18 protein-coding genes and 1 tRNA gene are annotated in these 24320 nt (G+C 59.9%); 13 read left to right on the top strand and 6 right to left on the bottom strand.

Features of this window, described 5'->3' with window-relative positions; translation table 11 throughout:
* From AC6FTP_RS10390 to AC6FTP_RS10355, 8 genes are all read left to right on the top strand, one after another.
* The coding region (locus AC6FTP_RS10390; RefSeq protein ID WP_497206846.1) for a glycosyltransferase family protein at positions 1–485 on the top strand (485 nt) is incomplete at its 5' end.
* Positions 482–1231 carry a glycosyltransferase gene (locus tag AC6FTP_RS10385; RefSeq protein WP_497206845.1) on the top strand — a complete coding sequence of 250 codons (750 nt, stop codon included), beginning with the start codon at positions 482–484 and terminating at the stop codon, positions 1229–1231. The genes AC6FTP_RS10390 and AC6FTP_RS10385, both read left to right, overlap by 4 nt.
* Before the next feature lie 85 nt (positions 1232–1316).
* Positions 1317–2306 carry an NAD-dependent epimerase/dehydratase family protein gene (locus AC6FTP_RS10380; protein WP_497206844.1) on the top strand — a complete coding sequence of 330 codons (990 nt, stop codon included), beginning with the start codon at positions 1317–1319 and terminating at the stop codon, positions 2304–2306.
* An 8-nt stretch (positions 2307–2314) separates the two neighbouring features.
* The gene (locus AC6FTP_RS10375; RefSeq protein WP_497206843.1) at positions 2315–3538 is read left to right on the top strand and encodes a glycosyltransferase family 4 protein; all 1224 of its coding nucleotides are present in this window, start codon (positions 2315–2317) and stop codon (positions 3536–3538) included.
* A gap of 22 nt (positions 3539–3560) precedes the next feature.
* Positions 3561–5030, top strand: coding sequence for an MraY family glycosyltransferase (locus tag AC6FTP_RS10370; protein ID WP_497206842.1), 1470 nt, complete (start codon positions 3561–3563; stop codon positions 5028–5030).
* Entirely contained in the window at positions 5027–7642 is a 2616-nt protein-coding gene (locus AC6FTP_RS10365) for an O-antigen ligase family protein (RefSeq protein ID WP_497206841.1), read from the top strand. Before AC6FTP_RS10370 ends, AC6FTP_RS10365 begins: the two co-directional genes overlap by 4 nt.
* A gap of 166 nt (positions 7643–7808) precedes the next feature.
* Positions 7809–9179: a sigma-54-dependent transcriptional regulator gene (locus AC6FTP_RS10360; protein ID WP_497206840.1), complete on the top strand. Its 1371-nt coding sequence runs from the start codon at positions 7809–7811 to the stop codon at positions 9177–9179.
* A gap of 85 nt (positions 9180–9264) precedes the next feature.
* A complete protein-coding gene (locus AC6FTP_RS10355) occupies positions 9265–10248 on the top strand; it encodes an MDR family NADPH-dependent oxidoreductase (protein ID WP_497206839.1) in 984 nt (327 codons plus the stop codon).
* Positions 10249–10255: 7 nt separating this feature from the next.
* Here AC6FTP_RS10355 and AC6FTP_RS10350 read toward each other — a convergent pair whose 3' ends face one another.
* Positions 10256–11197, bottom strand: coding sequence for an ABC transporter ATP-binding protein (locus tag AC6FTP_RS10350; RefSeq protein WP_497206838.1), 942 nt, complete (start codon positions 11195–11197; stop codon positions 10256–10258).
* Between the two features lie 153 nt (positions 11198–11350).
* On the opposite strand from AC6FTP_RS10350, the gene AC6FTP_RS10345 reads away from it, so the two are divergent.
* The 3 genes from AC6FTP_RS10345 to AC6FTP_RS10335 all read left to right on the top strand — a co-directional run bounded on the left by AC6FTP_RS10345 (position 11351) and on the right by AC6FTP_RS10335 (position 14869).
* A complete protein-coding gene (locus tag AC6FTP_RS10345) occupies positions 11351–12940 on the top strand; it encodes an aldehyde dehydrogenase (NADP(+)) (RefSeq protein ID WP_497206837.1) in 1590 nt (529 codons plus the stop codon).
* A gap of 50 nt (positions 12941–12990) precedes the next feature.
* Positions 12991–13488 (top strand): FHA domain-containing protein, encoded by a 498-nt coding sequence (locus AC6FTP_RS10340; protein WP_497206836.1) that lies wholly within the window; start codon positions 12991–12993, stop codon positions 13486–13488.
* Between the two features lie 109 nt (positions 13489–13597).
* Positions 13598–14869 carry an adenylosuccinate synthase gene (locus AC6FTP_RS10335; RefSeq protein WP_497206835.1) on the top strand — a complete coding sequence of 424 codons (1272 nt, stop codon included), beginning with the start codon at positions 13598–13600 and terminating at the stop codon, positions 14867–14869.
* A gap of 111 nt (positions 14870–14980) precedes the next feature.
* Here the strand turns inward: AC6FTP_RS10335 and AC6FTP_RS10330 are convergent.
* The 5 genes from AC6FTP_RS10330 to AC6FTP_RS10310 all read right to left on the bottom strand — a co-directional run bounded on the left by AC6FTP_RS10330 (position 14981) and on the right by AC6FTP_RS10310 (position 20008).
* Positions 14981–15055 (bottom strand) — tRNA-Val (locus AC6FTP_RS10330).
* 55 nt (positions 15056–15110) lie between these two features.
* Positions 15111–17711, bottom strand: a complete 2601-nt coding sequence (locus AC6FTP_RS10325) for a VWA domain-containing protein (RefSeq protein ID WP_497206834.1) — start codon at positions 17709–17711, stop codon at positions 15111–15113.
* Positions 17712–17835: 124 nt separating this feature from the next.
* On the bottom strand, positions 17836–18033 hold the full coding sequence (locus AC6FTP_RS10320) for a hypothetical protein (RefSeq protein WP_497206833.1): 198 nt from the start codon (positions 18031–18033) through the stop codon (positions 17836–17838).
* Positions 18034–18062: 29 nt separating this feature from the next.
* The gene (locus AC6FTP_RS10315; protein ID WP_497206832.1) at positions 18063–18848 is read right to left on the bottom strand and encodes a hypothetical protein; all 786 of its coding nucleotides are present in this window, start codon (positions 18846–18848) and stop codon (positions 18063–18065) included.
* A gap of 59 nt (positions 18849–18907) precedes the next feature.
* A complete protein-coding gene (locus AC6FTP_RS10310; RefSeq protein ID WP_497206831.1) occupies positions 18908–20008 on the bottom strand; it encodes a hypothetical protein in 1101 nt (366 codons plus the stop codon).
* A gap of 1000 nt (positions 20009–21008) precedes the next feature.
* Here AC6FTP_RS10310 and infC point away from each other — a divergent pair.
* On the top strand, positions 21009–21986 hold the full coding sequence (infC, locus tag AC6FTP_RS10305; protein ID WP_497206830.1) for a translation initiation factor IF-3: 978 nt from the start codon (positions 21009–21011) through the stop codon (positions 21984–21986).
* 100 nt (positions 21987–22086) lie between these two features.
* Complete coding sequence (locus AC6FTP_RS10300) at positions 22087–24279, top strand: AMP-binding protein (protein WP_497206829.1); 2193 nt, start codon at positions 22087–22089, stop codon at positions 24277–24279.
* Positions 24280–24320: the final 41 nt, after the last annotated feature.

Below are 24320 nucleotides of genomic sequence, written 5' to 3'. Positions count from 1 at the left end.
AAGTGGAGTTGAAGCAAATCGATGGTTCGGCGGATGCTTATGATGCTGCGTTCCGATATCTCATCTTCGGTCAGGCCTTGCGTGGCTCGCTGTATCCGCCGAGGGCCGTATTGTTCGCCAGAAGCCAATGTCGCTATCTGCAGGATGGTCACACTCAGTTCCTCAGCGTTCCTGGCGTGCTTGGACATATACAGACGAAGATCGATCACGATGATCGCAAGCCGCTTACGCGCTGGCTTTCCTCTCAGGATAAATATGCGCTGCTGGAGGCTGAGAAGCTAGCCACCGCAGATCCGGAGAAGCTCCGCCTGCAAGACAGGCTGCGTCTCACCTGCTGGGCGGCGGTGCCAGCGAGTCTGGTTTTCACGCTTCTCGTCAAAGGAACGATCTGGGATGGCTGGCGCGGTTGGTATTATGCGTTGCAGCGCGTGCTGGCGGAAATGCTGTTGGCGCTGCGGCTGATCGAGAGAAGGTTCAAGCAATGACAAATCAAGCCCCGAGCGTGCACCTAGTCGTGCCTTGTTTCCGCGAGAGCGCACGCATCGGCAGCTTCCTGCCGGATCTTTGTCGTGAGATGACAGTGCTCGGCGCTGTGCGGGTGTTGGTGGTGGAGGATGGATCCGATGCCGGGGAAGCCGAGCGGATGCAGCGGATCGTGGACAATCTGCGGGCCGAGTTTTCCTGCCTGCTGCCGCTAAAATCGCTGCCGGAGAACCTTGGCAAGGGCGGGGCGGTGTATGCCGGATGGCGTGAGCATGGTGGCGCGGAGTGGCTGGCCTTTGTGGATGCAGATGGGGCCTGTCCAGTGGCGGAAGTGGCGCGACTGGTGGGAATGACGAATGCTAGACCGGCCTTATTTGCTTCGCGGATCAAGATGCTTGGACGGCGGGTGGATCGCCTTTTGAAGCGTCACTTGCTTGGCCGTGTGTATGCCACGCTGGTCTCGGAGATGCTTGACGTGCCAGTCTATGATTCGCAGTGCGGGCTGAAGCTGGTGCCACGGTCTGCTTTCGAACGCATCGCGGACCGGCTCGAGGTCACGGGCTTTGCCTTTGATGTGGAGCTGATGGTGGCGCTTCTGGACACGGGATGTTCCATCCATGAGGTGCCGATCGACTGGCACGAAGTACCCGGCGGAAAGGTGGACCTGCTTCGGGATTCCTGGCGCATGGCACGCGATGTCTGGCACATTCGGGCCCGGAGAGACATTTGGGGCAGGGATAGTGGTTGATTGACTCAGGAAACACAGCTTGCGTTCTGAGGCGAGATTTCAATAATCGCGCCTCTTTTTGTTTATTCCCAAGTACTTCAATTTCATGGCTAAAGACCAACTCATCAGCGTCTGCGGGGCAGGCGGTTTTATCGGCGGCGCGCTCGTGGCAGATCTGCGGGCTCAGGGTTACACACGGATCCGTGCTGTGGATCAAAAGCCCTTCGAGCAGTGGTATCAGCGCTTTGATGATGTGGAGAACGTCGTGCTCGATCTCCAGGAAAAGGCTGCCTGCTACAAGGCCGCGAAAGGTGCGCATACTCTCTACAATCTCGCTGCTGACATGGGCGGCATGGGCTTCATCGAAAACAACAAAGCCCTCTGCATGCTCAGCGTGCTGATCAACACGCACCTTTGCATGGCCGCTCGCGATGAAGGTGTGGAGCGCTTCTTTTATGCCTCCAGTGCCTGCGTTTACAATGGCGACAAGCAGAAGGCCTTCGATGTTCCGGCGCTGAAGGAAGCGGATGCTTATCCTGCGCTTCCGGAGGATGGCTATGGCTGGGAAAAGCTTTTCAGTGAGCGCATGTGCCGCCACTTCCGCGAGGACTTCGGGCTCAAGGCCCGCGTGGCGCGATATCACAATGTCTATGGCCCCTTTGGCACCTGGGACGGTGGTCGCGAAAAGGCTCCTGCCGCTGTCTGCCGCAAGGTCGCCATGGCCAAACTTAGCGGGAAGCTGGAGATCGATATCTGGGGCACGGGTGAGCAAACCCGCAGCTTCATGTACATCACCGACTGTGTGTATGGCACGCAGATGCTGACAAACAGCGACTACATCGAGCCCATCAACATCGGCAGTGCCGAGATGGTGAGCATCAACCAGCTCGTGGACATCGTCGAAGACATCGCCGGTGTGAAGCTCCATCGCAGTTACAAACTCGACGCACCGAAAGGCGTGAATGGCCGCAGCAGTGACAACACGCTCATTCAAGAGGTCTTTGGCTGGGAGCCGAATGTGCGCCTCCGTGACGGTATGGAGAAGACCTATGCCTGGATCTATGATGAGATCGTGAAGGGGAATAAGTCGCTCTAATTGGCTGCATGAGAATCTTGCTGCTCAATCAATGCTTCTATCCGGATCACGTCTCGTCGGCACAGCATCTGACGGATCTGGCGGTGGGGCTGGTGGAGGCGGGGCATGAGGTGGTGGCGGTGGCTTCGAGCCGTGGCTATGACAATCCTGAGCGGCGCTTCCCGGTGCGGGAAAGCTGGCGTGGTGTGGAGATCCACCGGATCTGGACTCCGGGCTTGGGGAAGAAGGCGAAGTGGCGTAGGTATGTGGACTTCGCGACGTTTTGGATCAATGCGACACTGATCCTGCTGAGGCTGCGGCGCTTTGATGTGACGGTGTGCCTGACTTCGCCTCCGCTGATTTCCTCGCTGGGGACGATGATGGCGGTGATCAAGGGCGGGGCGGTGGTGCCGTGGGTGATGGATTTGAATCCGGATGAGGCGGTGGCTGCGGGCTGGCTGAAGTCGGGCGGGCTGCCGGAGCGGGTGATGACGGGGCTGCAAAAGTGGAGCTTCCGCCGGGCGGCACGCATCGTGGCGCTGGATCGTTTCATGGCGGATCGGCTGCGGGCGAAGGAGGTGGGCGCAGATGTCATCCATGTGGATGCGCCATGGTCGCACGATGATGCGGTGAGGTGGGATGTGCCGGGGCGGGAGGCTTTCCGTGCGGCGCATGGGCTGACGGGGAAGTTCGTGGTGATGTATTCAGGAAATCACAGTCCGTGCCATCCGCTGGACTCGGTGCTGGAGGCGGCGCGGGAGCTGGCGGGCCATGCGACGCTGCATTTTCTCTTTGTGGGCGGTGGCAGCGAGCATGGGAAGGTGCGGGCTTTTGCGGAGAGGCAGGGTTTGAAGAACATCACCTGCCTGCCTTATCAGCCGAAGGATCAGCTCTCGGCCTCGCTGTCGTCGGCGGATCTGCACTTGGTGGTGATGGGTACGCCGTTCGTGGGCATCGTGCATCCGTGCAAAATCTACAACATTCTCGCCCTCGGGCTGCCTTTCCTGGGGATCGGGCCGGAGGAATGTCACCTGTCTGATCTGGCGGGGCGTCTGCCGGACCGGCGCTATGCGCGGATCGGCAAGCATGGCGATGTCGTGGGGCTCGTGCAGGTGCTGCGGGATGCGGCGGCGGCGGGGCCGCTGATGCCATCGGATGCAAGCCGGGCGCTGGCGGCGGAGTTCTCACAGAGCTGCTTGCGCCCGCGCTTGATCGACGTGATCGCTGAAGCAGGGCAGGGGAGATCTGCCTGACACTGAATCCAACGACCACTGCATGACTGAAGTCACCATTCCTGAAGCTCTCATGGGGCCGCCTGCGCCAGCCATGCCGCTCATGCCGGAGTTGATGGTCTATTTTCTGGGGGCTCTGGCGGTGAGTGTGCTGGCGACGATCTATATCCTCCGGCGCAAGAGCACGGTAGGGATGGATGCGCCCGATGGACGGCGGAAGCAGCATGAGAAGCCGATCCCTCGTCTTGGCGGGGCACCGATCTTTCTGGCGCTGATGATGGGCGTGACGTTCATGCTTTATTTCGGACGCGTGCGCTGGCTGGAGTATGCGCCTCTGCTGCTGTGCAATGCGCTGATTTTCAGCATCGGGTTCTTCGATGATTTGAAGGCTCTGGGGGCGCGGGTGAAGCTGGTCGGCCAGATTGGCGTGGCTTTGATCCTCTACTCGATGGGGATCTCGATCGACATGCTGAGCAATCCTTTCGGTGTTGGCTCCCTGGACCTCGGTTGGTGGAGTCTGCCTCTCACTCTGTTCTGGCTGGTGGCGATTCCGAACATCATCAATCTCATTGATGGCATGGATGGCCTGGCGGGTGGCTTCGGGCTTTTCCTGTGTCTCACCCTGGCGTTTGTGGGCTTTGTGGGGAGGAACACTGAGGTGATGCTGATTTCGGTTTTGATGGCCGGCGCAATCTCGGGCTTTTTGTTTTTCAATTTTCCTCCGGCGCGGATCTTCCTCGGAGATGGCGGGGCCTATCTGATCGGCTTTTTTGTCGCCTCGGTATCGCTGAAAAGTTCACAAAAGGGATCAGTGATCGCTGCGCTGCTCGTCGTCATCATCGCGTTAGGCGTGCCGATCCTGGACACCTTTTTCGCCATCCTTCGGCGGAGCATTCGTGGGGTGCCGATCTTCAGTGCGGATGCGGAGCACATCCACCATCGGCTCATTCTGCTGGGCTACAGCAAGGGGCGGGCTCTGGTGGCGATGTATTCGGTGTGTGCGGTGCTCAGCTTGGTGGGGATCAGCATCCTGCTGACGAAAGGGGTGGCACTGCCGGTGGCGGGCGCGGTGTTGTTTTTGCTCGCCATCGGGGCGGCGCGTTATCTTGGCTACGTGAAGAGCTGGTCACGACTGCGCCAGCAGGTGGCGGAGGCGCTGGAGCGTCGGAAACGGCTGGAGCACATTCGCATTCACGCGCGGGTGCTGGAGTTTGACATCGAGCAATGCACCAGCCTGGAGGAGTTCACCGAGCTATTGGGCCAACGCTTTCAATGGATTGGATTTAAGCAGGCACCCACGGAACAGACGCAGCCTGTGTGTCTGCCGATGAAGGGTGGGGCGCAGGTGGTGCTGCAATGTCCGGTGGATGACGGTCTGCAAGCGGACTGGTTCAACCGCGCAGACGTATTTTCGAGTCTCTTCGAGCGCTGTCTGGAGCGCTGGGGGGCTCTGCCATCGTTTGTGACGGCCCCCGCCATGGAAAGTGAATGCCATCCGCCGAAGGACTCATGAATTCTGATTTACCAGCCGCAGAAGAGCCCGAAAAACTGCCACCTGAGCCCGAGGTGGTGGTGGATGATGATGTCTCCGAGGTGGAGGAGGAGACGGGGCCGGAGCGCCGACATGTGCGGGCCTGGATTTACGGTCTGGCCGTCTCACTCATCGTCATCTTTGGTGCAGCGAGGGAGCCGTGGGCTCGTGGACTGGCCCTGCTGCTCATGGGCGGAGTGTTGATCGTGGCACCGCCACGGGTGAAACTGCACCCCTTGCCGACTGTGGCGATGCTGTTGCTGGCGCTGCTGCCGGGGCTGGCGCTGCTGCCTGCGAAGTATGTGGGTGGCGTGGAGGAGTGGCGGTCACGGCTGGGCTCGGAGTGGGGGGTGGAGATGCCGCTGAGCCTGACTTCTGAGTGGTGGACGACTCTGGAGTCCTGGCTGGTCATGATGATCGGCGTGATCTGGTTCTGGGCCTGTTTGGCGCAGAATTTCAGTGATGCTGGTCGGCGGATCGTGCTCCGCGTTCTCAGTTTTACGGGGCTGTTGCTGGCGGTGATGACCCTGCTGGATCACTCGGGCTGGCTGGACATCGTGTGGTGGCCGCGTGGGGATGGGCACGCCACCTCTGCGAAGACGGCCACAGGTTTTGGCCCCTTTGCCAATCAGAATCACAGTTCCAGCCTCTTTGCCTGGAGTTGTGTTCTGAGCGCAGCCTCGGCACTGGATGCACTCCGCCGCCGTTCGCGTTCGTGGATGCTGTTGGTGGCGGGCATTTGCCTGCTGGTGAGCTGTATCCTGGTAAACACCTCACGTGCTGGTTTGCTGCTCCTGATCCTGGGGATGGCCCTCTGGCTGGGCACGGCGGCGATGAAGCGTGGTTTTTTGCGCAAGCTGGTGGTGGGGCTGGCGCTGGCGGGCACCGTGATTTCCGTCGTGATGGTGTCTGGTGGTCTGCTCGGAGAGCGATTGAGCGAAAAACCTCTCACTACTGCCATCGGCAATGACCTGCGTGTGTGGCTGGCAGGGCAGACGCTGCATGCGGCTGCGTATGCGCCCTGGACCGGACGTGGCCTGGGGGTGTTTGAGCATGTCTTTCCGCAGATCAGTACAGATCCGTTTCCTGATTCGCGCACGATTCATCCTGAGAGTGATGTGCTCTGGCTGCTTTTCGAGGGGGGGCTGCTGGTGCTGCTCCCCTGCTTGATCCTGGTGGGCTGGCTGTACCGCACGACGGGGCCGTGGGTGTCCAGCGGGCGAAAAAAGCGCAGTCATGACAGCCGTGCCGGCAGGCGAGTGCGGCGAGCTTTTGGCATTGCCTCCGGCATGGCGCTCGTCCACTCCATCTTTGATGTGCCACTGCATAATCTGGGTTACTTCGCCGTGTTCGCGCTCGTGACGGCGCAGGCCGTGCGCGGGCGTTTTCTGGCGGAGCGGATATCCCCGTCCGTTGCTTTCGCCTTCCGGGTGGCAGGCTGCTTGATTGTCTTGTGGGGCGGGTTCTGGCTGGCGCTGGTGGCTGGCTGGACGGAAAAGGCTCCTGCTTCGGCGGCAGAGGTTTTCCATGGCCGGGCTCTGCGTGAATCTGCGGCAGGCAACCGCACAGAGGCCATGCGCTTGGTGAACCGAGCCATCGCACTCTCGCCCCTGGAATACCGGTGGTACTTCCTGCGGGCGCAATTTCATCTCCTGATGCAGCATGGCAATGCTCCCGCTCTTGAGGATTTCGGGCGGATGCGCGCTTTGGAGCCTCATTTTGGCCCGATCTGCTTTGATGAAGGGAGAGTCTGGCTTTCCTATGACCCGAAGATGGCTCTGATCCCCTGGCAGGAGGTGATGAGACGTTACCCACTCGGGTTCGACAATGCGGTGCCGCTTTACCAGACCATCCTCCATGAGTCGGCACCCTATCCTGAGTTGCATCGGGATCTGTGGAAGATGGCGGACCGCCCCTCCCTCAAGCTCATTTTTCTGTCCATGCAGTTTGTCACGGGAGACCGCTGGCAGGAGTGTGTGGATGATTTTCTAGCGGAGCACCCTGGCCTTGCAGACTTGAACAAAGGTCAGAGCCTGTACCTTCTCAATATCTGGCACCATAAAGGCGACCGTCGGCAGCTCGTGGCATATCTGGAAAAGTTTCCCCAGCTTCAAGAACTCGGCTGGAGGGCTCTCGCTCATCATCGGGCTCAGTCTGGCAAGTTTGAGGAAGCCTACCGACTGGCGGAACGCTACCTGCCCCCGCAGGTGCGTTCAGCCATCCTCACGGCTGCTGACATTCCACGCTTGGAGCGGCTTTTTATTCTCAACCCCGTGGATCCCCTGCCTGGAGTGGAACTGTACTATGCTCAGCGTGCCGCCGGAGATCTGAAGTCCGCCCGGCGTACTTTGGAAAAAGTCATGACTCTGCCCAAATCCCCCGAATTCCTGAATCGTGAACTGGCCTCTGTCTTGGCAGAAACCGGTGACATGCGGGGGGCCTGGGAAATGATCCAGAAAAACTTGGAGGCTCAGCCGATTGAGATGTCCGTCATGGATGACGATATGGAGGTCGGGGATGGCTTCAGTCGTCCGATCAGACCACGAGCCAAGGGGACTCCTCTGGAGGAAGCGTCCCGGGATGATGGTTTTTAAAAACTTGTTCTAAGGCAGATCCGCGCCTGAAAAAGGGCAAAAACTCCGAGCGTGGAAGCCGGAAATGTCCGCTTTTCGCGAAAATGCGAAAACCTCATTGACGCCAGAGGTCCGTCCCTTTAGCATATTTAATAGTCAACTTTGACACTCACATTCTGACAACTTTATGGCGAAACTGGTAATCATAGACGACGAGGCGGCAATTCTGGAGCTGATGAGCAAGCTCTGCCGCGCTGCCGGGCACACAGTGTTCGGACATACCACTGGCATTGAGGGCATGGCGGCCATCCGCCAGCAGCAGCCCGACCTAGTCATCGTGGACCTCCGCATTGGCGATGTGAACGGGCTCGATCTTGTCAGCATGTGTCGGGAACAGTTCCCAAACACCGCCGTCATCATGGTCACCGGCCATGGCAGCGTCGAGACTGCGGTGGAGGCCATGCGTCTTGGAGCCTTCGACTATCTGACAAAGCCCTTCGACCTCGGGGACCTCATCAAGACTGTCAATCAAGCCCTGGCCCGGAACAATCCTGGAGCTGCTGCCGCCATCCCCGTCACCTCTTCCTCCTCCGTCCGCTCCGGTTCCGCCTCGAAGCTCATCGGCCACAGCGATGCCATCCAGCGCATCTTTGAAATCGTGCGCCGTGTGGCTGACAATGACAGCCCGGTGCTTCTCGAAGGTGAGTTTGGTGTCGGCAAGCACATGGTCGCCCGCGCCTTGCATGAAGCCAGCCGCCGCAGTGGGGCCACTTACAAAGAGCTTCAATGCAGCTCCCTGCCTGAAGACACGCTCGAAGCCGAGCTTTTCGGCCATGGCGGCACCTCCAATACTGGCATCTTCAGTCGTGCCAATGGCGGCACCGTTCACCTCGCCGAAGTCCATGTACTGCCGGCGCGCATCCAGGCGCAGCTCAATACCTTCCTCGACGAAGCTCAGGCCCGTCGCAGCGCTTGGAATACAAACGCCGCCGACTTCCGCCTCGTCGTCAGCACCACCGTCAGCCTCGAAGAAGCTGCCAAAAAGGGTACTTTCCGCGAAGACCTTTACTACAAGCTCTCTGTCGTTCCGCTGAAGATCCCACCGCTGCGCGAGCGCCGGGAGGACATCAAGCCCCTCACCGACCACTTCCTCAAAGAACTTGCCGAGCGCACCGACTCGAAGGTCAAAGGCATCGACTCCTACGCCCTCGAGTTCCTCGAAAAGTATCCCTGGCCCGGCAACATCTCCGAACTGCGCAACGCCGTCGAACGCGCCTGCGCCTTTGCCGAAGGAGACCGCATCCGCCCCTCCGACCTGCCGACCAAAGTCAGCCAGCAGATCGAAGTCGCCACTCCCAAGGCCACCGGCGGCACCACCCAGCTCCCGATTGGCTCCACGCTGGACGACTTCATCCGCGGTCAGGAACGCCTTTTCATCAACGACACGCTCAAATACAACAACGGCTCCCGTGAGAAGACCGCCTCCATGCTTGGCATCAGCATCGCCACCCTTTACCGCAAGATGGGGCTGAACCAGGAGCGCAAGACGACGGCGTGATAGAATGACGAAACCCGAATGACGAATGTCGAAGCCCGCGTGATGATTCATCATTCGGGCTTCGTTCTTTTTGTCATTCATCACCATGTCCCTCTGCCTCTCTTTCCCCGTCACAGGCAATCCTGCCGAAGTGCTCGAACTCATCGAGCGCCTCCTTGCCCCCCTGCACGGCCACGAAGTCCGCGTAGTAATGCGTTATGCGCCGATCAATCCCGCCGACATCAACTTCATCGAAGGCAACTACGGCCGAGCCGCGCATCCGCCTGCCATCCCGGGACACGAGGGCTGCGGCGAGGTTGAGGAAGTCGGTCCTGATGTCGTGTCTTTGAAGCCTGGCGATGTCGTCATCCCGCTGCTGAGCGCCGGATGCTGGGCGCAGCACATGACTGCCGCAGAGCATTTCTTTGCCCTCCTGCCTGGCGGCATCGACCGCGTCCAGGCCGCGATGCTGCGCATCAATCCCGTTACCGCCTGGCATCTGCTCACCCAGCATGTCGAGCTGGAGCCCGGAGCCTGGGTCATTCAAAATGCCGCCAACTCTGGCGTCGGACGCGCGGTGATCCAGATCGCCAAAGCTCGTGGTTTGAAGACGCTGAACTTCGTTCGTCGGCCCGAGCTTGTCGCCGAGATGCTGGAACTCGGGGCGGACGTGGTTGTTCTCGACAATGATGAAGGCCTGCTTTCTGCGAAGGCGGTCCTCGAAGGTCAGACCGTCCAGCTCGCTGCCAACGCCGTCGGTGGTGACAGTGCCATTCGGCTGATGGACCTGCTTTCGCCGGAAGGCATGATGGTCACTTACGGGGCCATGAGCCGCCGCAGTTTGAAGGTTCCGAACAAGTTCCTTATCTTCAAAAACCTCCGCCTCCATGGTCTCTGGATCACAAAGTGGTTCGAGAAAGCCAGCTCCGCCGAGCTTTATCAGGCTCTGGAGCCACTGGCGAAGATGATCCTTGATGGCACACTCTACACCGCCACGGACGAAGTCATCCCCATGAAGGAGCATCGCCGGGCCATGCAGCGCGCCATGGAGGGTGGACGCAAAGGGAAGGTGATCCTCGATCTGGCTTAGCCAGCGATCACTTCACTGCTTCCGAGGCGGCGAGCTCGACGAAGACATCTTCCAGACTCGGGAGCTGGCGGTGCAGCTCGCGGATCTTCCATTTCTGACGCAGCGCCAGATCCATGAGCGGCTCCCGCACATCGCTGCGTGCCTCGACGCGCAGCGTGATCATGCGCCAGCCATCTTCCTCACTGTCCTGTGTGACTTTGCGCACGCTGGGCAAGGCTTCGAGCTGGGTGAGCACGTCTTTTCCAGCCGCCTGCATTTCCAACTGCACGACTGAAGCGGCACGGAGCTGGCGGGTGAGTTTTTCCGGCGTGTCATTGGCCAGGATACGCCCGTGATGGATCATCAGCACGCGATCACACACCGCCTCGACTTCCTGAAGAATGTGGGTGGAAAGCAGAACCGTGTGGTTTGGCTTCAGGTTGCTCAGCAGCTCACGCACCTGGCGGATCTGCACGGGATCGAGTCCGTTGGTCGGTTCGTCGAGGATGAGCAGCGGCGGCTTGTGCAGCAGGGCATCTGCCAGAGACACGCGCTGGCGGAAGCCTTTGGAAAGGTGGCCGATGAGGCGGCGGCGGACATCAGTGATCGTGCAGAGATCCATCACCTCGCCCACACGAGTCCGCAGAGTTCGGCCCGAGAGACCTTTGAGTTCGCCACGGAAGCGGAGGTATTCTTTGACCCGCATGTCCGTGTACAGCGGGGCCGTCTCGGGCATGTAGCCCACGGATTTCCGCACCTCGATCGACTCATGGAAGACATCATGCCCGTTCACGGTCGCCCGCCCGCTCGTCGGCGGCATGTAGCCGGCGAGGATGCGCATCGTTGTGGATTTTCCCGCACCATTCGGTCCTAAAAAGCCGACAATCTGCCCAGGCTCGATGCGGAAGCTGAGGTGATCGACCGCCGTGCGGCCAGCATACTGCTTCGTGAGGTCCTGGACTTCGATCATGTGGGCGGGGTAAAAGTGGGAATAGAGGAACGGTGAAGCCCCAGTTAAACCGGATCGCCGGGCGATGGCAACCCTGGAAAGCAATTGTCAGCCTTGCCACATTGAAATCACGGCCTACGACTCGATACAATCCACCCGCACTCTCTTTCTACCATGATCACCGGACATCATCTCATCGCAGGCCGTGAAGCCGCCGCTACGCACTCTCCTTTTCAGGCTGAAAACCCAACCACGAGTCAGAAGCTGGAGCCGCACTTTGGCGAGGCCACGCTGACGGAGGCCGATGAAGCTCTGCAAGCCGCCGACGGTGCTTTTGATAATCTGCGTCTGGCACCTGCCGAGACACGTGCGCTCCTGCTCGAAGCTCTGGCCGATGAGATCCTCGCCCTCGGCGATGAGCTTCTGAACCGCGCCCATGCCGAGACCGCCCTGCCCATGGCCCGCCTGACGGGCGAGCGTGGCCGCGCCATCGGCCAGTGCAAAATGTTTGCCGCGCTGATCCGGGAAGGTTCCTGGGCCGGACTTAGCATCGACCGCGCTTTGCCTGAACGTGTGCCAGCTCCGAAGCCAGATGTGCGGAAGATGATGGTGCCGCTGGGCCCCGTGGTGGTCTTTGGCGCGAGCAATTTCCCCTTCGCCATTGGCGTCGTCGGCACGGACACCGTCTGCGCTATGGCTGCTGGCTGTCCCGTCGTGGTGAAAGGCCACCCGGCACACCCTGGCACCTGCGAGCTGCTCTCGCGGGCCATGTTCCATGCGCTGAGAAAGGTCGGCCTGCCCGACGCCTGCTTCTCGCTCCTGCAAGGCCGCAGTCATGAGCTTGGCCGCGCGCTCGTCGAGCATCCGCTTACCCAGGCCGTGGCGTTCACTGGCTCTATGAAAGGTGGCCGCGCGCTGATGGACATCGCCGCTGCGCGTGCGCATCCGATCCCGGTCTATGCCGAGATGGGCTCCATCAATCCCGTTTTCCTCCTCCCTGGCGCTCTGAAAGAGCGCGCCGCCAAGATCGGTGAAGCCTACATCGGCTCCGTGACCATGGGCGTGGGTCAGTTTTGCACGAATCCAGCCGTCGTGCTCGGCATCAAGGGCGCGGATCTCGGCACCTTCCTGCAAAGCGCTGCCGAAAATGCCGCCAAAGTTGCCCCGCAGACCATGTTGCATCGTGGCATCTGCGAGACTTACGAGGCTGGCACCGCTGTCTGGCACACCGTCGGCGGCGTAAAGCTCGTCGGTTCGTCCGCTGCTGAGCCAAACAGTGACGCCACCCAGGCCGCCTGCCGCATCTTTACCACCAGTCTCGATGTGCTGGAGGCCAATGAAGAACTCCGCCGCGAGGTCTTCGGCCCCTGCTCGCTCGTCGCCGAGTGCTCTTCTCTGGATGACATGCTCCGCTTTGCCAGCAGCCTCGACGGCCAGCTCACCGCCGCCCTGCACGGCACGCCCGAAGACCTGCGTGAGTTTGCCCCGCTCGTGCGCGTGCTGGAGCGCAAGGTGGGCCGCCTCATCTTCAATGGCTTCGGCACCGGCATCGAGCCCTGCCCCTCCATGCACCACGGCGGACCCTACCCAGCGGCCAGCCACAGTTACTTCACCAGCATCGGCACGGACAGCATCCAGCGCTTCGTCCGCCCGGTCAGCTACCAGGGTTTCCCCGACGATTGTCTGCCTGCTTCGCTGCAAAATGCCAACCCCGGCGGTGCCATGCGTCTCGTGGACAGCGTCCTGACTCGTGAGGCGGTGTAGTTTATTCTATCTTGCCACTCCCGGCGGCCCCTGCTAAATCCATCCTCGCTATGGCAAAAATCCAATTCACCACCCCCGAGGGACAATCCGGCGAAGTCGAACTCAGTTCCGAGCGTCTGTCGCTGGGCCGCGCCGATGACAACAGCATCGTGCTCCCCCACGATTCGATCTCCAGTCACCACGGTGAATTTGTCTTCGATGGCAACGCCTGGATCTTCACCGATCTCGGTTCCACCAACGGCACTTCCGTCAGCGGTCAGCGTGTGGAGAGCCTGGAGATGGCCAATGGGGGCAGCTTCAACATCGGTCACGTCGAGGTCGTCTTCTTTGGCGACTATGCCGATGAACCCGAAGCTTACGCTCCTGCCACCCGCACCATGACCAGCAAGGGCTACGGAGCCATCGCCATCGACCGCAGCGCCCGCAAGGGCTTCGGCCCGAAAGCAAAGCCGAAGAGCAACGGCTACGGTCCGCTTTACGCACTTGGCTTTATTGCTCTCGGTGCCATTGGTTACGCAGTTTTCACCTTCCTGAATCTCGCCGCCTGATGCGGAACCACGAGGCCGGAACAACGCTGTCGGCCTGAACGGCTGACAGCTTTTCTTTTTTGTCCCCCCAACTCAACCTAGCGGCATCATGCCGCGATCACTCCAAGAAATGTCCAATACCATCGTAGTCGGCGCCCAGTGGGGCGATGAAGGAAAAGGCAAGATCGTCGATTTCCTCACCGAAAACACCGACGTCGTCGTGCGTGCCGCTGGCGGCAGCAACGCAGGCCACACCGTCATCAGCAACGGCCAGAAATACATCCTGCACCTCATCCCCAGCGGCATCCTTTGGGAGGAAAAACTTTGCATCATCGGCAACGGCGTCGTGATCGATCCCTTCGGCCTTCTGGAAGAAATGGCCAAGCTGCGCAGCCAGGGCGTGAAGATCAGCCCGAAGAACCTGCTCATCAGCGAAACCGCCCATCTCGTGATGCCCTACCATAAGGCTCTCGACCGTGCCCGCGAGGCGAAGCGTGGAGCCAAGGCCATCGGCACCACCGGACGCGGCATCGGCCCTGCCTATGCGGACAAGATCGAGCGCAACGGACTCCGCGCCATCCTGCTCACCCAGCCGGAAAAGCTCGCCGTCGAACTGCGCGAACGCATCATCAGCAACAACGAAGTCATCGTCGCTGCTGGCATTGAGGCCGTCCCCGTCGAAGAAACCGTGGAGAAAGTGCTCGCCGCTGCCGCCACGCTCGCACCGCACATCACGAACACCGTCGTCGCCTGCCACGAGGCCATCCAGGCTGGCAAAAACCTCCTCTTTGAAGGTGCTCAGGGCACCTACCTCGACATCGATCACGGCACCTATCCCTTTGTCACCAGCTCAAACACGACCTCCGGTGGTGCTTGCACAGGCTCTGGCGTGCCACCTCGCATGATCGATAAAGTCGTCGCCGTCTGCAAAGCCTACACCACCCGTGTCGGCAGCGGTCCCTTCGTCACCGAGAACGAAGACATCGGCGACATGCTCCACAACATGGGCCGCGAATTCGGAGCCACCACAGGGCGTGCCCGCCGCTGTGGCTGGCTTGACGCCGTGCTTCTTCGTTATGCAGTCATGGTGAATGGAGCCGATGAACTCGCCATCACCAACCTCGACGGGCTCGACGGGCTCGATGAAGTCCAGATCTGCACCGCCTACACGCTGCGCGGCCAGACAATCAGCTATCCGCCCAGCACTATCGAAGACATCGAAGCCTGCGTGCCCGTGTATGAAAGCCACCCCGGCTGGAAAACCGACCTCAGCCAGATCAAAAACTTCGCCGACCTTCCCCCGCTCGCGAAGTCCTACCTCAAGCGCGTCGAAGAGCTTACCGGAGCCCGCATCAGCCTTCTCGGCATCGGGCCTGCCCGCGAGCAGACTCTGGTGGCGTAATTGTCCCCTCCAACGAAAAAGGCAGGCCTCCATAGCCTGCCTTTTTCATGCCCAGATCTGGCCCATAAAAAACGAGTGCCGTCCAGGGCACTCGTGATTCAAAAAACAAAATGGTGCGCGGTGCAGGGTTCGAACCTGCGACCCCTGCCGTGTGAAGGCAGTGCTCTACCGCTGAGCTAACCGCGCGGAATTTTGTGGGTCGGAGTCTTAGTTGCAGCCGGAGTCTTTGCCAGTTCTTTTTTCAGGCTTTGCGCACTCTGCGCGAAATGACCATTTCCCAGATTCCCAGCACATGCTCCCAGCGGCGGATCGCTGTATCGATGAGGAAAAGCAGCAGCAGGTCGATCACGAGTGGCGGCCAAAGCTCCACATAATGCACGGCGCGGGTGGTGCTGAGGTCGGGGAGCGTGGCGGAGGTCATCATCGTGCCGCCGGTGATCTTCACGGCCTCTTGCAGAAGCGCTTCATTCACGGTGCCGAGGCTGGCTTCGCTGCTGGGATTGTGGACGAGGCCCGCTGACACCATCTCGGCTCCGCTTTGAGCGCGCACGAGATAGACGCCGGGCTGATCGGGCCGGAAACTGCCTTCATACAAACCGGGACCGCTCTGGCTAAGCGCGAGTTTTTGCAGCGGCTTCAATGGAGCTCCGAGGGCATCGGCGGCGACGAAGAAGATCTCGGCATCGACTCGGGCATCGTTCGCTCGCGTGCCGGCGTCTTCTTGGAGATCGACTCGGAGCTTCGCTTCATCGCCGTCCGTCTCGGCGGAGAGGTCCATGTGGCGGCCTTGCGGCGGGCGGGCGGTCTCGCGGAGCACTTGCGACCAAAAGCGGCTGAAGCCCGGCCAGCGGGTGATCCAAAGCGAACCCCAGCGGCTCTTCGCATCGCTGGTGAAGGCGGTGACTTTTCCCAAACCGAAGCGCCAATGCGCAAGCAATGGATCACCGAGATCGGTGACGAGCGGGATCTGCGCGGTGGCTTTGCGCAGGGTCTTTACATAGCCGAGCAGGGCAGGGGAGTCCCACTTCTCGAAGCCTGCGAGCATGGGGTGCTTCTCCACAAACTCGGGCTGGAAGGGCTCCTCGCGAATCATGCGCCCGGTGTGCATGAGCGTGTCTTGCGTGAAAATGCGCGTGATCGTGGCGGCATCCATGGTGCTGTAGCTCTGCCCGCCGCCCGCGCTCGCGATGGCCTGCAATAGCGCGACGTGCGAGCCCTCGCCAATCGCTACGGTGGAGATGGTCATACCTTCGCCGCGACATTGCGAGGCGAGGCCTTCATAGCCGCTGCCAGAAGTCTGACCATCGGTTAGGATGATCATGTGTTTCACCTTCGCCTTCACGCGTTGGAGGGCGGTGCGCGCCTGCTCAAAGGCGGGCTGCAAGTTCGTGCCACCCCCGGAAGCGACGGCGGCGATTTGCCCGGCCACGGCGGCGGTGGAGGTGAGCCGCGTCATCGGCGCGACGACGTGGGCCTCGCTATCAAAGGCGAAGACGCCGATGAAGTCGTTCTTCCCCAGCACCTCTGCGGTGGCGATAGAGGCGCTCTTCGCCATCTCCAGCTTCTCGCCCGCCATGGAGCCCGAGCGGTCAATCACGATGGCGACGGCGGCGCTTTGCTTCTCCTCTTCATCAGGCGACTTCAGCCGCACGGGCAAGATCTCCTCGATGGGCGTGCGGTAGTAACCACCGACGCCGAAGCTCTGCGGCCCACCGAGCATGATCAAGCCGCCGCCGAGTTTATCGACGTAGTCGCGCATGGCGTTCATCGTCGGTTCGCCGAGCTGATGCGCGGGGACATCGCTCAGGATGATGCCGTCGTAGCCGGAGAGCGCATCGAGTGTGCCGGGGATGCCGCCGGGCTGGCGGAGTTCGAGCTGCACACCCTCCTTTTCCATGGCCTGCATGAGGTATTGTCCCTCCGTGGCATCGCTCTCGATGTAAAGCAGCCGCAGTCTGCCGCGCACATCCACGAGCGTCAGGGCGCTGTTGTTCGCGGGCAAAGAATCGCCCGCGATGTCTTCGAGCACGGCGCGGTATTTGTAGATGTTTCGCACGCCGGGCGTGCGGGTGAAGGTCTCGCTCTGCGGCTTGCCGGGCTTTAGCGAGACGCTGCGTTGCTCCACCTGCACGCCGTTTTCATAGAGCTTCAGCGTGCCTGCGGCCTCAATGGTGGACTCGATCTGCGCGGTGAGCTTTAAAGTCGCCCCTTCGGTGAGTCGGGAGCGGTTTGGCGTGAGCTGGAGCACGCGTGCATCCGGCTTCTGCGGCCCGGCGATGGGGATGGCATGGAGCCGTGTGCCCGACACCGCCGCATCCTGCGCCGCGCTGAGCAAGCTGCCGCGCGTCTCATGCCCATCGCCGATGAGGATGAGGTCGCGGCTTGCCCCAGCGGGGAAGAGCGCGAGCGCGTAGTCGATGGCCGCTGAGTAGTGGCTGTCACCGCCGCGATCCTTTTGCCAAAGCAACTGCTGGGCGGGATCGAGCACTGTCTCGCTGCTCAGAAGCTCCGGCTGGCTGCCGAGTCGCACGAGAAAAGTCTCCGCCGAGCCACCCGCTTGTTTCTGGATTTGCTGTGCCGTATCGAGCGCCTTCGTCAGCCCCTCAGCGCCCATGCTTTGACTCGCATCGATGATGATCCCGAGCGCCTTTTTCCCGGTCTGCGTCACTCGCGCCGGACCCGCCAGCGCGAGCAGCGCCAGCAGCACGATCACCGCCCGCACGATCAGCAGCAGCCGCTTCCTCAGCCCATGCATCGGATGCGCAGAGCGACTCTCAAACCATAGCAGCAGCGCAAACGCGGGCAGCGCGAGCAGGAGTAATTTAGGGTGGGCCCAGTCCATCAGAGAAGCGCGCGGACTTCATCACGCTGGAGCACATGTGCAACATAGATTCTGAGCCAAGCAGGGGCATTAAAAAACGGACATGCATGGGAGCATGTCCGTCTTAAACATTAGCGAATTCAAATCAGCGGCTGCCGGGCATCATCTGTCCATAGCGCCCTGCACCTTCCCATTTGGCGGGGCGGTTCCACGGCATGGTGCTGTCGGCGACCGGAGGCGGAGTGCGTTCACGGCGTTTAGGCTCTTCGGATGAACCACAGGAAACCAATGAACTGACAGCAGTCAGCACGAGCAGGGCGGCGAGGGGGAGACGTGTATTCATGGGCTGCACAGGATACGCGTGATCCAGGGTCACTGATGCAGATTTTCCAGGATGACACGATCTCCAGGAGCGATGCTCATGCCTCGGGCAAGAGTTTCGGGGAGGATGTTGGCCACCGTGCGGTTGTCTTGAACGGAGAGGATGCTGAGCTTTCCAACGGTTTGATTGCCACGGGTGACAAGAAGCTTGGTCGCCTCGGTGATGCCGCCACTCTGGCCGGCATCGACCACCACAAAACCCCAGGCGGTATTCACGGCCACGATGCGTGCGACGAGGCTGTTGCGATCAAAGGATTTTTTGCGGTCTTCGATTTTGCGAACGATCTCCTCGTAAGCCTTGCGGGCATCTCCCATCTTGCCTTCCTCGGCTTCAGCTTCCTTTTTCTTGAGCTCTACCTGAGCCTGATACTCGGCGGTGGCCTTTTTCATGGCGTTGATCTGCTCTACCATTGTTTCTGGCTTCATGTCTTTGGGCAGTTTGCCGAGTCGGACACGAAGATCTGCGAGCTTCTTGCTGCTCACATCGAGTTGATCCTGATCCCGTTTCAAGTCGTTTTCGACCTGGGCGAGTTTGAGTTTCTGACTCTTCACTTTTTCGCCCTCAATGTCGAGTTCGCCTTGTACGGTGCCGATGTTGGCGACGACTCCATTGACTTCGGTGACGATTTTGTTGGCGTCATTCAGGGCGGTCTGGACCTGCATGTTCACGACTGCAACAGCCGTGCGGACGCGGGTAAATTCACGCCCGTTCTGGTAGGCGAAGAACGCGGAAACCAAGATGATGACGGCGCTGAGGATGAAAAGGACTTTGGTCATGGAGGGAGGAGAGTCGGGAGAGTTTGAAAATCCGGGCGGCGGGAGTCAGGCGGCTGCGATCAGGGTTTAGGGGCCGGAGCGGCTCCGAAGGGATCAGCCGTGTTTGGTTTATCAGCCGTGCCTGCTGGGGCGGCACCAGGGGCAGGAGTCGGGGCGGCCCCGAAAGGATCAGCACCCATGGCAGGAGCGGCTGCGGGAGCTGCGGCAGGTGCTGGGGCTGCACCAAAGGGATCGGAACTCATGGCAGGTGCAGCGGCTGGAGCTGCTCCAAACGGATCAGCGCCCATGGCAGGAGCGGCTGCGGGGGCCGCCGCAGGAGCAGTGGCATCACTAGCAGCGGGAGCTGCACCTTTGTCGCTAGATGTAGATTTCTCAGCAGCAGCGGACTGAGTGGCGGAAGCCACCACCGTGTCTCCGGTTCGGATGGCCTGACCTGTTGCGAGAGAGCCGGGGATCAATTCGGCGATTGAGCCGTATTGTTCCACGTTCTTCACTTTGATCCTGGCGATCACATCCTTGCCACGTTTCACATCAAGATCAGCATTGGCAAAGACACCACCGGAGTTGCCCTTGTTAAGGATGACGAAATCCCATTCTGGGAAGTATTGGGATATGCGAGCAGTGAATGCCGGGTCCACCACGCCTCGGCGACCACGGGCTTCAGTTTCACGAAGCTTTTCCGTGATGGCCACGAGGTTGGTATAGGCTTCCTGGGCGGAAGCGAGTCGCTGAGTCTGATTGGCAACTGCGGCTTCAGCTTCGGCCTGATCTTTTTTCAGCTTTTCCACCTGGGCGATGAGCTTTTCGATGTCGCCTGCGTCTTCGATCTGCTTTTCCACTGCAGCGACCTGCTGCTGGATCTGCTCAAGGTTGCCTTTGATGATGCCATGGGAGACTTCTTTTTCCTGCACTTGGACACCGAGTTTCACCGTCTCCTCTTTCTGGGCGGCGAGGTCTTTCTGCACTGCCTCCAGGGCGGCCTTTTTGGCGATGAGTGCTTCATCGCCCTCTTTTTTGACATCTTGGGCAGCCTTCAAATTGGCCTTCGCGTTGGATTCGCGGTCACGTTCTGCCGCGAGGTCTTTTTGATTGGACCAAGCGAAGTAGCAAGAGGCGCCGAGACAGGCTGCGGCGAAAATAGAGAGAATCTTCCAGACCATGATTGTGAGTAAAAAAGGTGAATTAGAGGGTCTTTCTACCGAATCCCTGCTTTTTCGACAACACCAATTTTCAGATCGGCTCATTTAGCTTCCAAATCCGGGGTTGGATTCAGGGTGAAATGCATCAAATGAGTAGCTGCGAATCGTCAGTTGGTGATCAACAGAGCACAGCAAAAACCACCATATCTACTATTCAAAGTGAGGATGTCGCCCACTCCATCTCCACTGCTACAGCCCAAGCGCAATCCGACTTGCAAGAGGTTCTCCGTTTAAAAAACCCTTCGCCGCAGTGTCTGATTCCCTTGTGCTCTTTCATCAGCGTCACTCCTTGTCCTCTGTTGAAGTGCCCGCGAGCACAACCAAGGCCGCTGCAAAAAGCGCGAAGTCGCCGAGCTGCGTGTGAAGATGCGCCTGCGCCACACGACAGAGTCCCCACCAAGGCACCCCCCTATTACTCCAGCAGCAGCCGGGCCGGCGCTGCCGAACTGGGGTGTCTCGTCCACTACCATTGCTCCTCAGAAGCAAATGCGGAGGCTTTCGCCAAAGTGATCAAGGGCAGCCCGGCCAAAGGTGCCATTCGCGGCAAACGCAAACCACGCCCCAGACTTCGGGACAGTGTCCACGAAACGATTTTCCCACGGTTTTGATGAGTAAGCCCACGCTTAGTTGGCACTTTATCGGAAATCATCTTGCTGGAAGCTAAGAAAGTGGTTACAAGTTTCGTTCAGTAGCGCGTGCTTCTTGGATTGATTCTCTAGCATCTTGAGATGGCACCTTTCGCGACTTTCATTTTCAGCATGGTTTTCACTCAGTTTTCTTCAGACATCCCGCATGATCGGGACACGGAAGAGACACCCATGCTGCCGCGAGTCTGCACGGCGTGATATGTTTGTATTCACTGTGCCGCAACGCGTAAAACCCTTTCGAAAAGTCGTTCCTGACAATTTTTCGAGTTCCGAATCCACCCAGGAGGTATCCTATTAGCAACCCATTCCAAAACTTGAGCAGCAACCAGTTCGCAGGGCGTCCTGGACAGGCAAACACCAACCCTCCGGCGCGTCCGGCAGGTGCCCCACCGCCAGCAGGCCAGCGTCCGCTCGGTGCCCCACCTCCAGGCCCACGCCCCGCAGGAGGGCCACCAGTGGGTGGCGGAGCCGCAGGAGGTTATCGACCACCGATGGGTGGTGGTAATCGCCCGATGGGTGGTGGTGGCGGGCCACAAGGACGTGGACGCCCCAACAATGGTCGCTTCGTTGACCAGACGCGCATTAATGAGCGCATCCGCGCGCCAAAAGTTCGCGTCGTGGACGGGGTGAACAACGCTCAGTATGGCGTCCTGCCCACGCATCAGGCCATTCGCATGGCCAAGGAGCGTGGACTCGATCTGGTCGAAGTCGCCCCCAATGCCGAACCGCCGGTCTGCAAGATCGTCGATTACGGCAAATACAAATACATGCAGGAGAAGCACAAGAAGGAAGCTCACAAGCACCACAAAGGTGGCAAAGTGAAGGAGCTGAAATTCCGCATCGGCATCGATCCGCACGACTACCTCATCAAGATCATCCACGCTGAAGATTTCCTCGCCGAAGGTCACAAAGTGCGCATCCAGCTTCAGTTCCGTGGTCGCCAGATCGCCCATCAGGAACTCGGTCACGCCCTGGCAAAAAAGATCAAAGAAGATCTTCTCAACATGGGACATGTGGATCAGGAGCCAAAAATGGCAGGGCGTAACATCAACATGCAGATCAGCCCTCTGCCCGAGCAGCAACGGCAGCGTAAATTCAAAACCCACCTCAAAGGCGTCACTGCCAGTGCTGACATCAAGCATCACGAGGAAGGCCACGACCCCCGCGAGGACAAGCACGATCACGACGACCACCATGAGGAGCATCACGATGATCACACGGATCATCCAGACGGCAGCCCGCCACCTACTGCCCCCCCGGCATCCGGTGCCCCTGCTCCTGAGCAACAATGATTGTGGCACCGGACATCATGCCTGTCTTTTCCCACTGGAAATACAGGCATGATCTCGCGTAGTGTCCGGTTTTAATACCGTACCTGACGCCCCCAATCTCATGCCTTCGGAAAAACCTGTCTCGCTCAAAAATCTGAACGTCATCGGTCGGGAGAACCTGCCTGACAAAGGCGGCTTTCTCATTCTTCCCAGTCAGCTCAGCTACCACGATTTGCTGCGCTTGGAGGTGTTGTTGGATGGCCTTCAGGTCACCTATCTGATTGAGCAGGGGGCCGCACTGCATCCCCTGATGCGTGCGCATTTGGAGAAAGACAGCATCCACGCGCTGGCCATCGATTCCGCCACCACGGATACCAGCACCTTCCGCAAGGTCGTCGGAACAGAGGCGCATGAAGGTCGCGTGATCATCTACCTCCCAGCCGATGCAGCCGTGATCAACTCGCCCATGAGCACCGTGCCGGGAGCCAGACTCGAGTTCCTGCTAAAGGCTGACGTACCCGTCATGCCCGTGTATGTCCAGAGCAGCAGAGAGATCGCCCTCGACATCGAGCCCCGCTATGATGATAGCGCATCCGTCATGGCCTTCGGCAAGATACTGACTCCTGCGGAGACCACTCTTGCTGCTTATCAGGAAGCGCTGCTCAGCCTCGCAGAGCAAGCCTTCTCCTCACATCCTGCCCTCGGCATGCACCTCGCCTATGCCATGCTCCTCGGCCTCAAACGCCACGGCAGCAGAAACAAAGTCATCGACGGCAAAGATGATAAACCTCTGGGCTATGACCGAGTCCTCGCCGTCGCTGCGGCACTCTCCAGGCACATCAGATCCGAGACAAAAAAGAAGCGCGTCGGCATCGTCCTGCCTCCGGGTATCGGCGGACTCATCGCCAACGTCGCCGTCCTCCTCGCGGGCAAGATCCCCGTAAACCTCAATTTCACCGCCGGACGCTCTGCTATCGAGCACTCCATCAAGGCCGCCGATATCGACCGCTTCATCACTGCCGACATCTTTGTCCGCAAAGCCCAGCAGTTCCCCTGGCCCTCCAGCAAGTACCTCATCCTCATCGAGCGACTCCTGCCAAAGCTGAAGGTGAAGATCGTCATGTGGCTCGTTTTGAGCAAAATCCTCCCCGGATTCCTTCTTGCTCTCATCCTTGGCGTACCTCGCAAAGGTGGGCGGGATGAAGCCCTCCTCCTCTTCACCAGCGGCAGTTCGGGAGCGCCCAAAGGCGTCGTACTCAGCCATCGCAACCTGATGGCCAACGTCATTCAGTTTGGCAGTCGTCTCGGCATGACTCGCAGCGACAGCATCCTCGGCTGCCTACCCCTCTTCCACAGCTTTGGCTGCACCGTCACCCTCTGGTATCCCGTCATCTGTGGCGTCGATCTCATCACCTACCCCAGCCCGCTGGAGACCAAAAAACTCGGCGATCTCATCGAAAAATACCGCATCACCCTGATGATCGCCACGCCCACCTTCCTTCGGGGCTATCTGCGCGGCGTGAACAAAGAAGCCCTCAGCTCCATCAAGCTCTGCGTCACCGGTGCCGAAAAACTCCCCGCCACCGTCTCTGAAGCCTTCGAGGCCAAATTTGGCAAGCGCGTCTTCGAAGGCTACGGCCTCACCGAGACCTCCCCTGTCTCAAACGTCAACCTCCCCAATCCCCTGCCTCTCGGTGATGAATCCAAAGGCTACGTCTGGCTCCCCAGCCACCGCCAGGGAAGCGTCGGCCAGATGGTTCCCGGCCTCGCCATCCGCATCACCCATCCCGAAACTTTTGCACCCCAGTCCCTTCACAGCAGCGGCATGATCTGGTTCAAAGGTGCCAACATCTTCGAAGGCTACCTCCACGACGACAAACGCACCGCCGACGTCAAAGACACCAACGAATGGTTCCGCACCGGCGACATCGGGCGAGTGGACATGGACGGCTTCCTCCACATCGAAGGCCGCCTCAGCCGCTTCTCCAAAATCGCCGGAGAAATGGTCCCCCATGAAACCGTCGAAGACGCCCTCATGAAAGCTATGGGTCTCGAAAACGAAGCCGTGCGCAAGATTGCCGTCGTCGGCGTCCCTGATCCTGACAAAGGTGAGGCTCTCATCCTCCTCACCGCCATCCCTGGAGGACCCGAGCACCAGGAGATCCTCGACCTCCGCTACCGACTTCTCGAAAAAGGCATGCCCCCCCTCTGGATTCCCAAAAAGATGATCCGCATAGCCGACATCCCCATCCTCTCCTCCGGCAAGCTCGACGTCCAGTCCTGCGAAAAAATCGCCAAGGCCGCCGTCGCGTAAGTTCGTTGACCTCCCCCCGCTGGCTCGAGTAAGCCATGCCT

This window comes from Prosthecobacter sp., assembly GCF_044378005.1.
Lineage (GTDB): Bacteria > Verrucomicrobiota > Verrucomicrobiia > Verrucomicrobiales > Verrucomicrobiaceae > Prosthecobacter.
This window is presented reverse-complemented; position numbering and strand designations above follow the sequence as displayed.

Bases quoted from the DNA above. Each gene is read 5' to 3' on its own strand.
- AC6FTP_RS10385 (WP_497206845.1), top strand. From the start codon at position 482: ATGACAAATCAAGCCCCGAGCGTGCACCTAGTCGTGCCTTGTTTCCGC.
- AC6FTP_RS10380 (WP_497206844.1), top strand. From the start codon at position 1,317: ATGGCTAAAGACCAACTCATCAGCGTCTGCGGGGCAGGCGGTTTTATC.
- AC6FTP_RS10375 (WP_497206843.1), top strand. From the start codon at position 2,315: ATGAGAATCTTGCTGCTCAATCAATGCTTCTATCCGGATCACGTCTCG.
- AC6FTP_RS10370 (WP_497206842.1), top strand. From the start codon at position 3,561: ATGACTGAAGTCACCATTCCTGAAGCTCTCATGGGGCCGCCTGCGCCA.
- AC6FTP_RS10365 (WP_497206841.1), top strand. From the start codon at position 5,027: ATGAATTCTGATTTACCAGCCGCAGAAGAGCCCGAAAAACTGCCACCT.
- AC6FTP_RS10360 (WP_497206840.1), top strand. From the start codon at position 7,809: ATGGCGAAACTGGTAATCATAGACGACGAGGCGGCAATTCTGGAGCTG.
- AC6FTP_RS10355 (WP_497206839.1), top strand. From the start codon at position 9,265: ATGTCCCTCTGCCTCTCTTTCCCCGTCACAGGCAATCCTGCCGAAGTG.
- AC6FTP_RS10350 (WP_497206838.1), bottom strand. From the start codon at position 11,197: ATGATCGAAGTCCAGGACCTCACGAAGCAGTATGCTGGCCGCACGGCG.
- AC6FTP_RS10345 (WP_497206837.1), top strand. From the start codon at position 11,351: ATGATCACCGGACATCATCTCATCGCAGGCCGTGAAGCCGCCGCTACG.
- AC6FTP_RS10340 (WP_497206836.1), top strand. From the start codon at position 12,991: ATGGCAAAAATCCAATTCACCACCCCCGAGGGACAATCCGGCGAAGTC.
- AC6FTP_RS10335 (WP_497206835.1), top strand. From the start codon at position 13,598: ATGTCCAATACCATCGTAGTCGGCGCCCAGTGGGGCGATGAAGGAAAA.
- AC6FTP_RS10325 (WP_497206834.1), bottom strand. From the start codon at position 17,711: ATGGACTGGGCCCACCCTAAATTACTCCTGCTCGCGCTGCCCGCGTTT.
- AC6FTP_RS10320 (WP_497206833.1), bottom strand. From the start codon at position 18,033: ATGAATACACGTCTCCCCCTCGCCGCCCTGCTCGTGCTGACTGCTGTC.
- AC6FTP_RS10315 (WP_497206832.1), bottom strand. From the start codon at position 18,848: ATGACCAAAGTCCTTTTCATCCTCAGCGCCGTCATCATCTTGGTTTCC.
- AC6FTP_RS10310 (WP_497206831.1), bottom strand. From the start codon at position 20,008: ATGGTCTGGAAGATTCTCTCTATTTTCGCCGCAGCCTGTCTCGGCGCC.
- AC6FTP_RS10300 (WP_497206829.1), top strand. From the start codon at position 22,087: ATGCCTTCGGAAAAACCTGTCTCGCTCAAAAATCTGAACGTCATCGGT.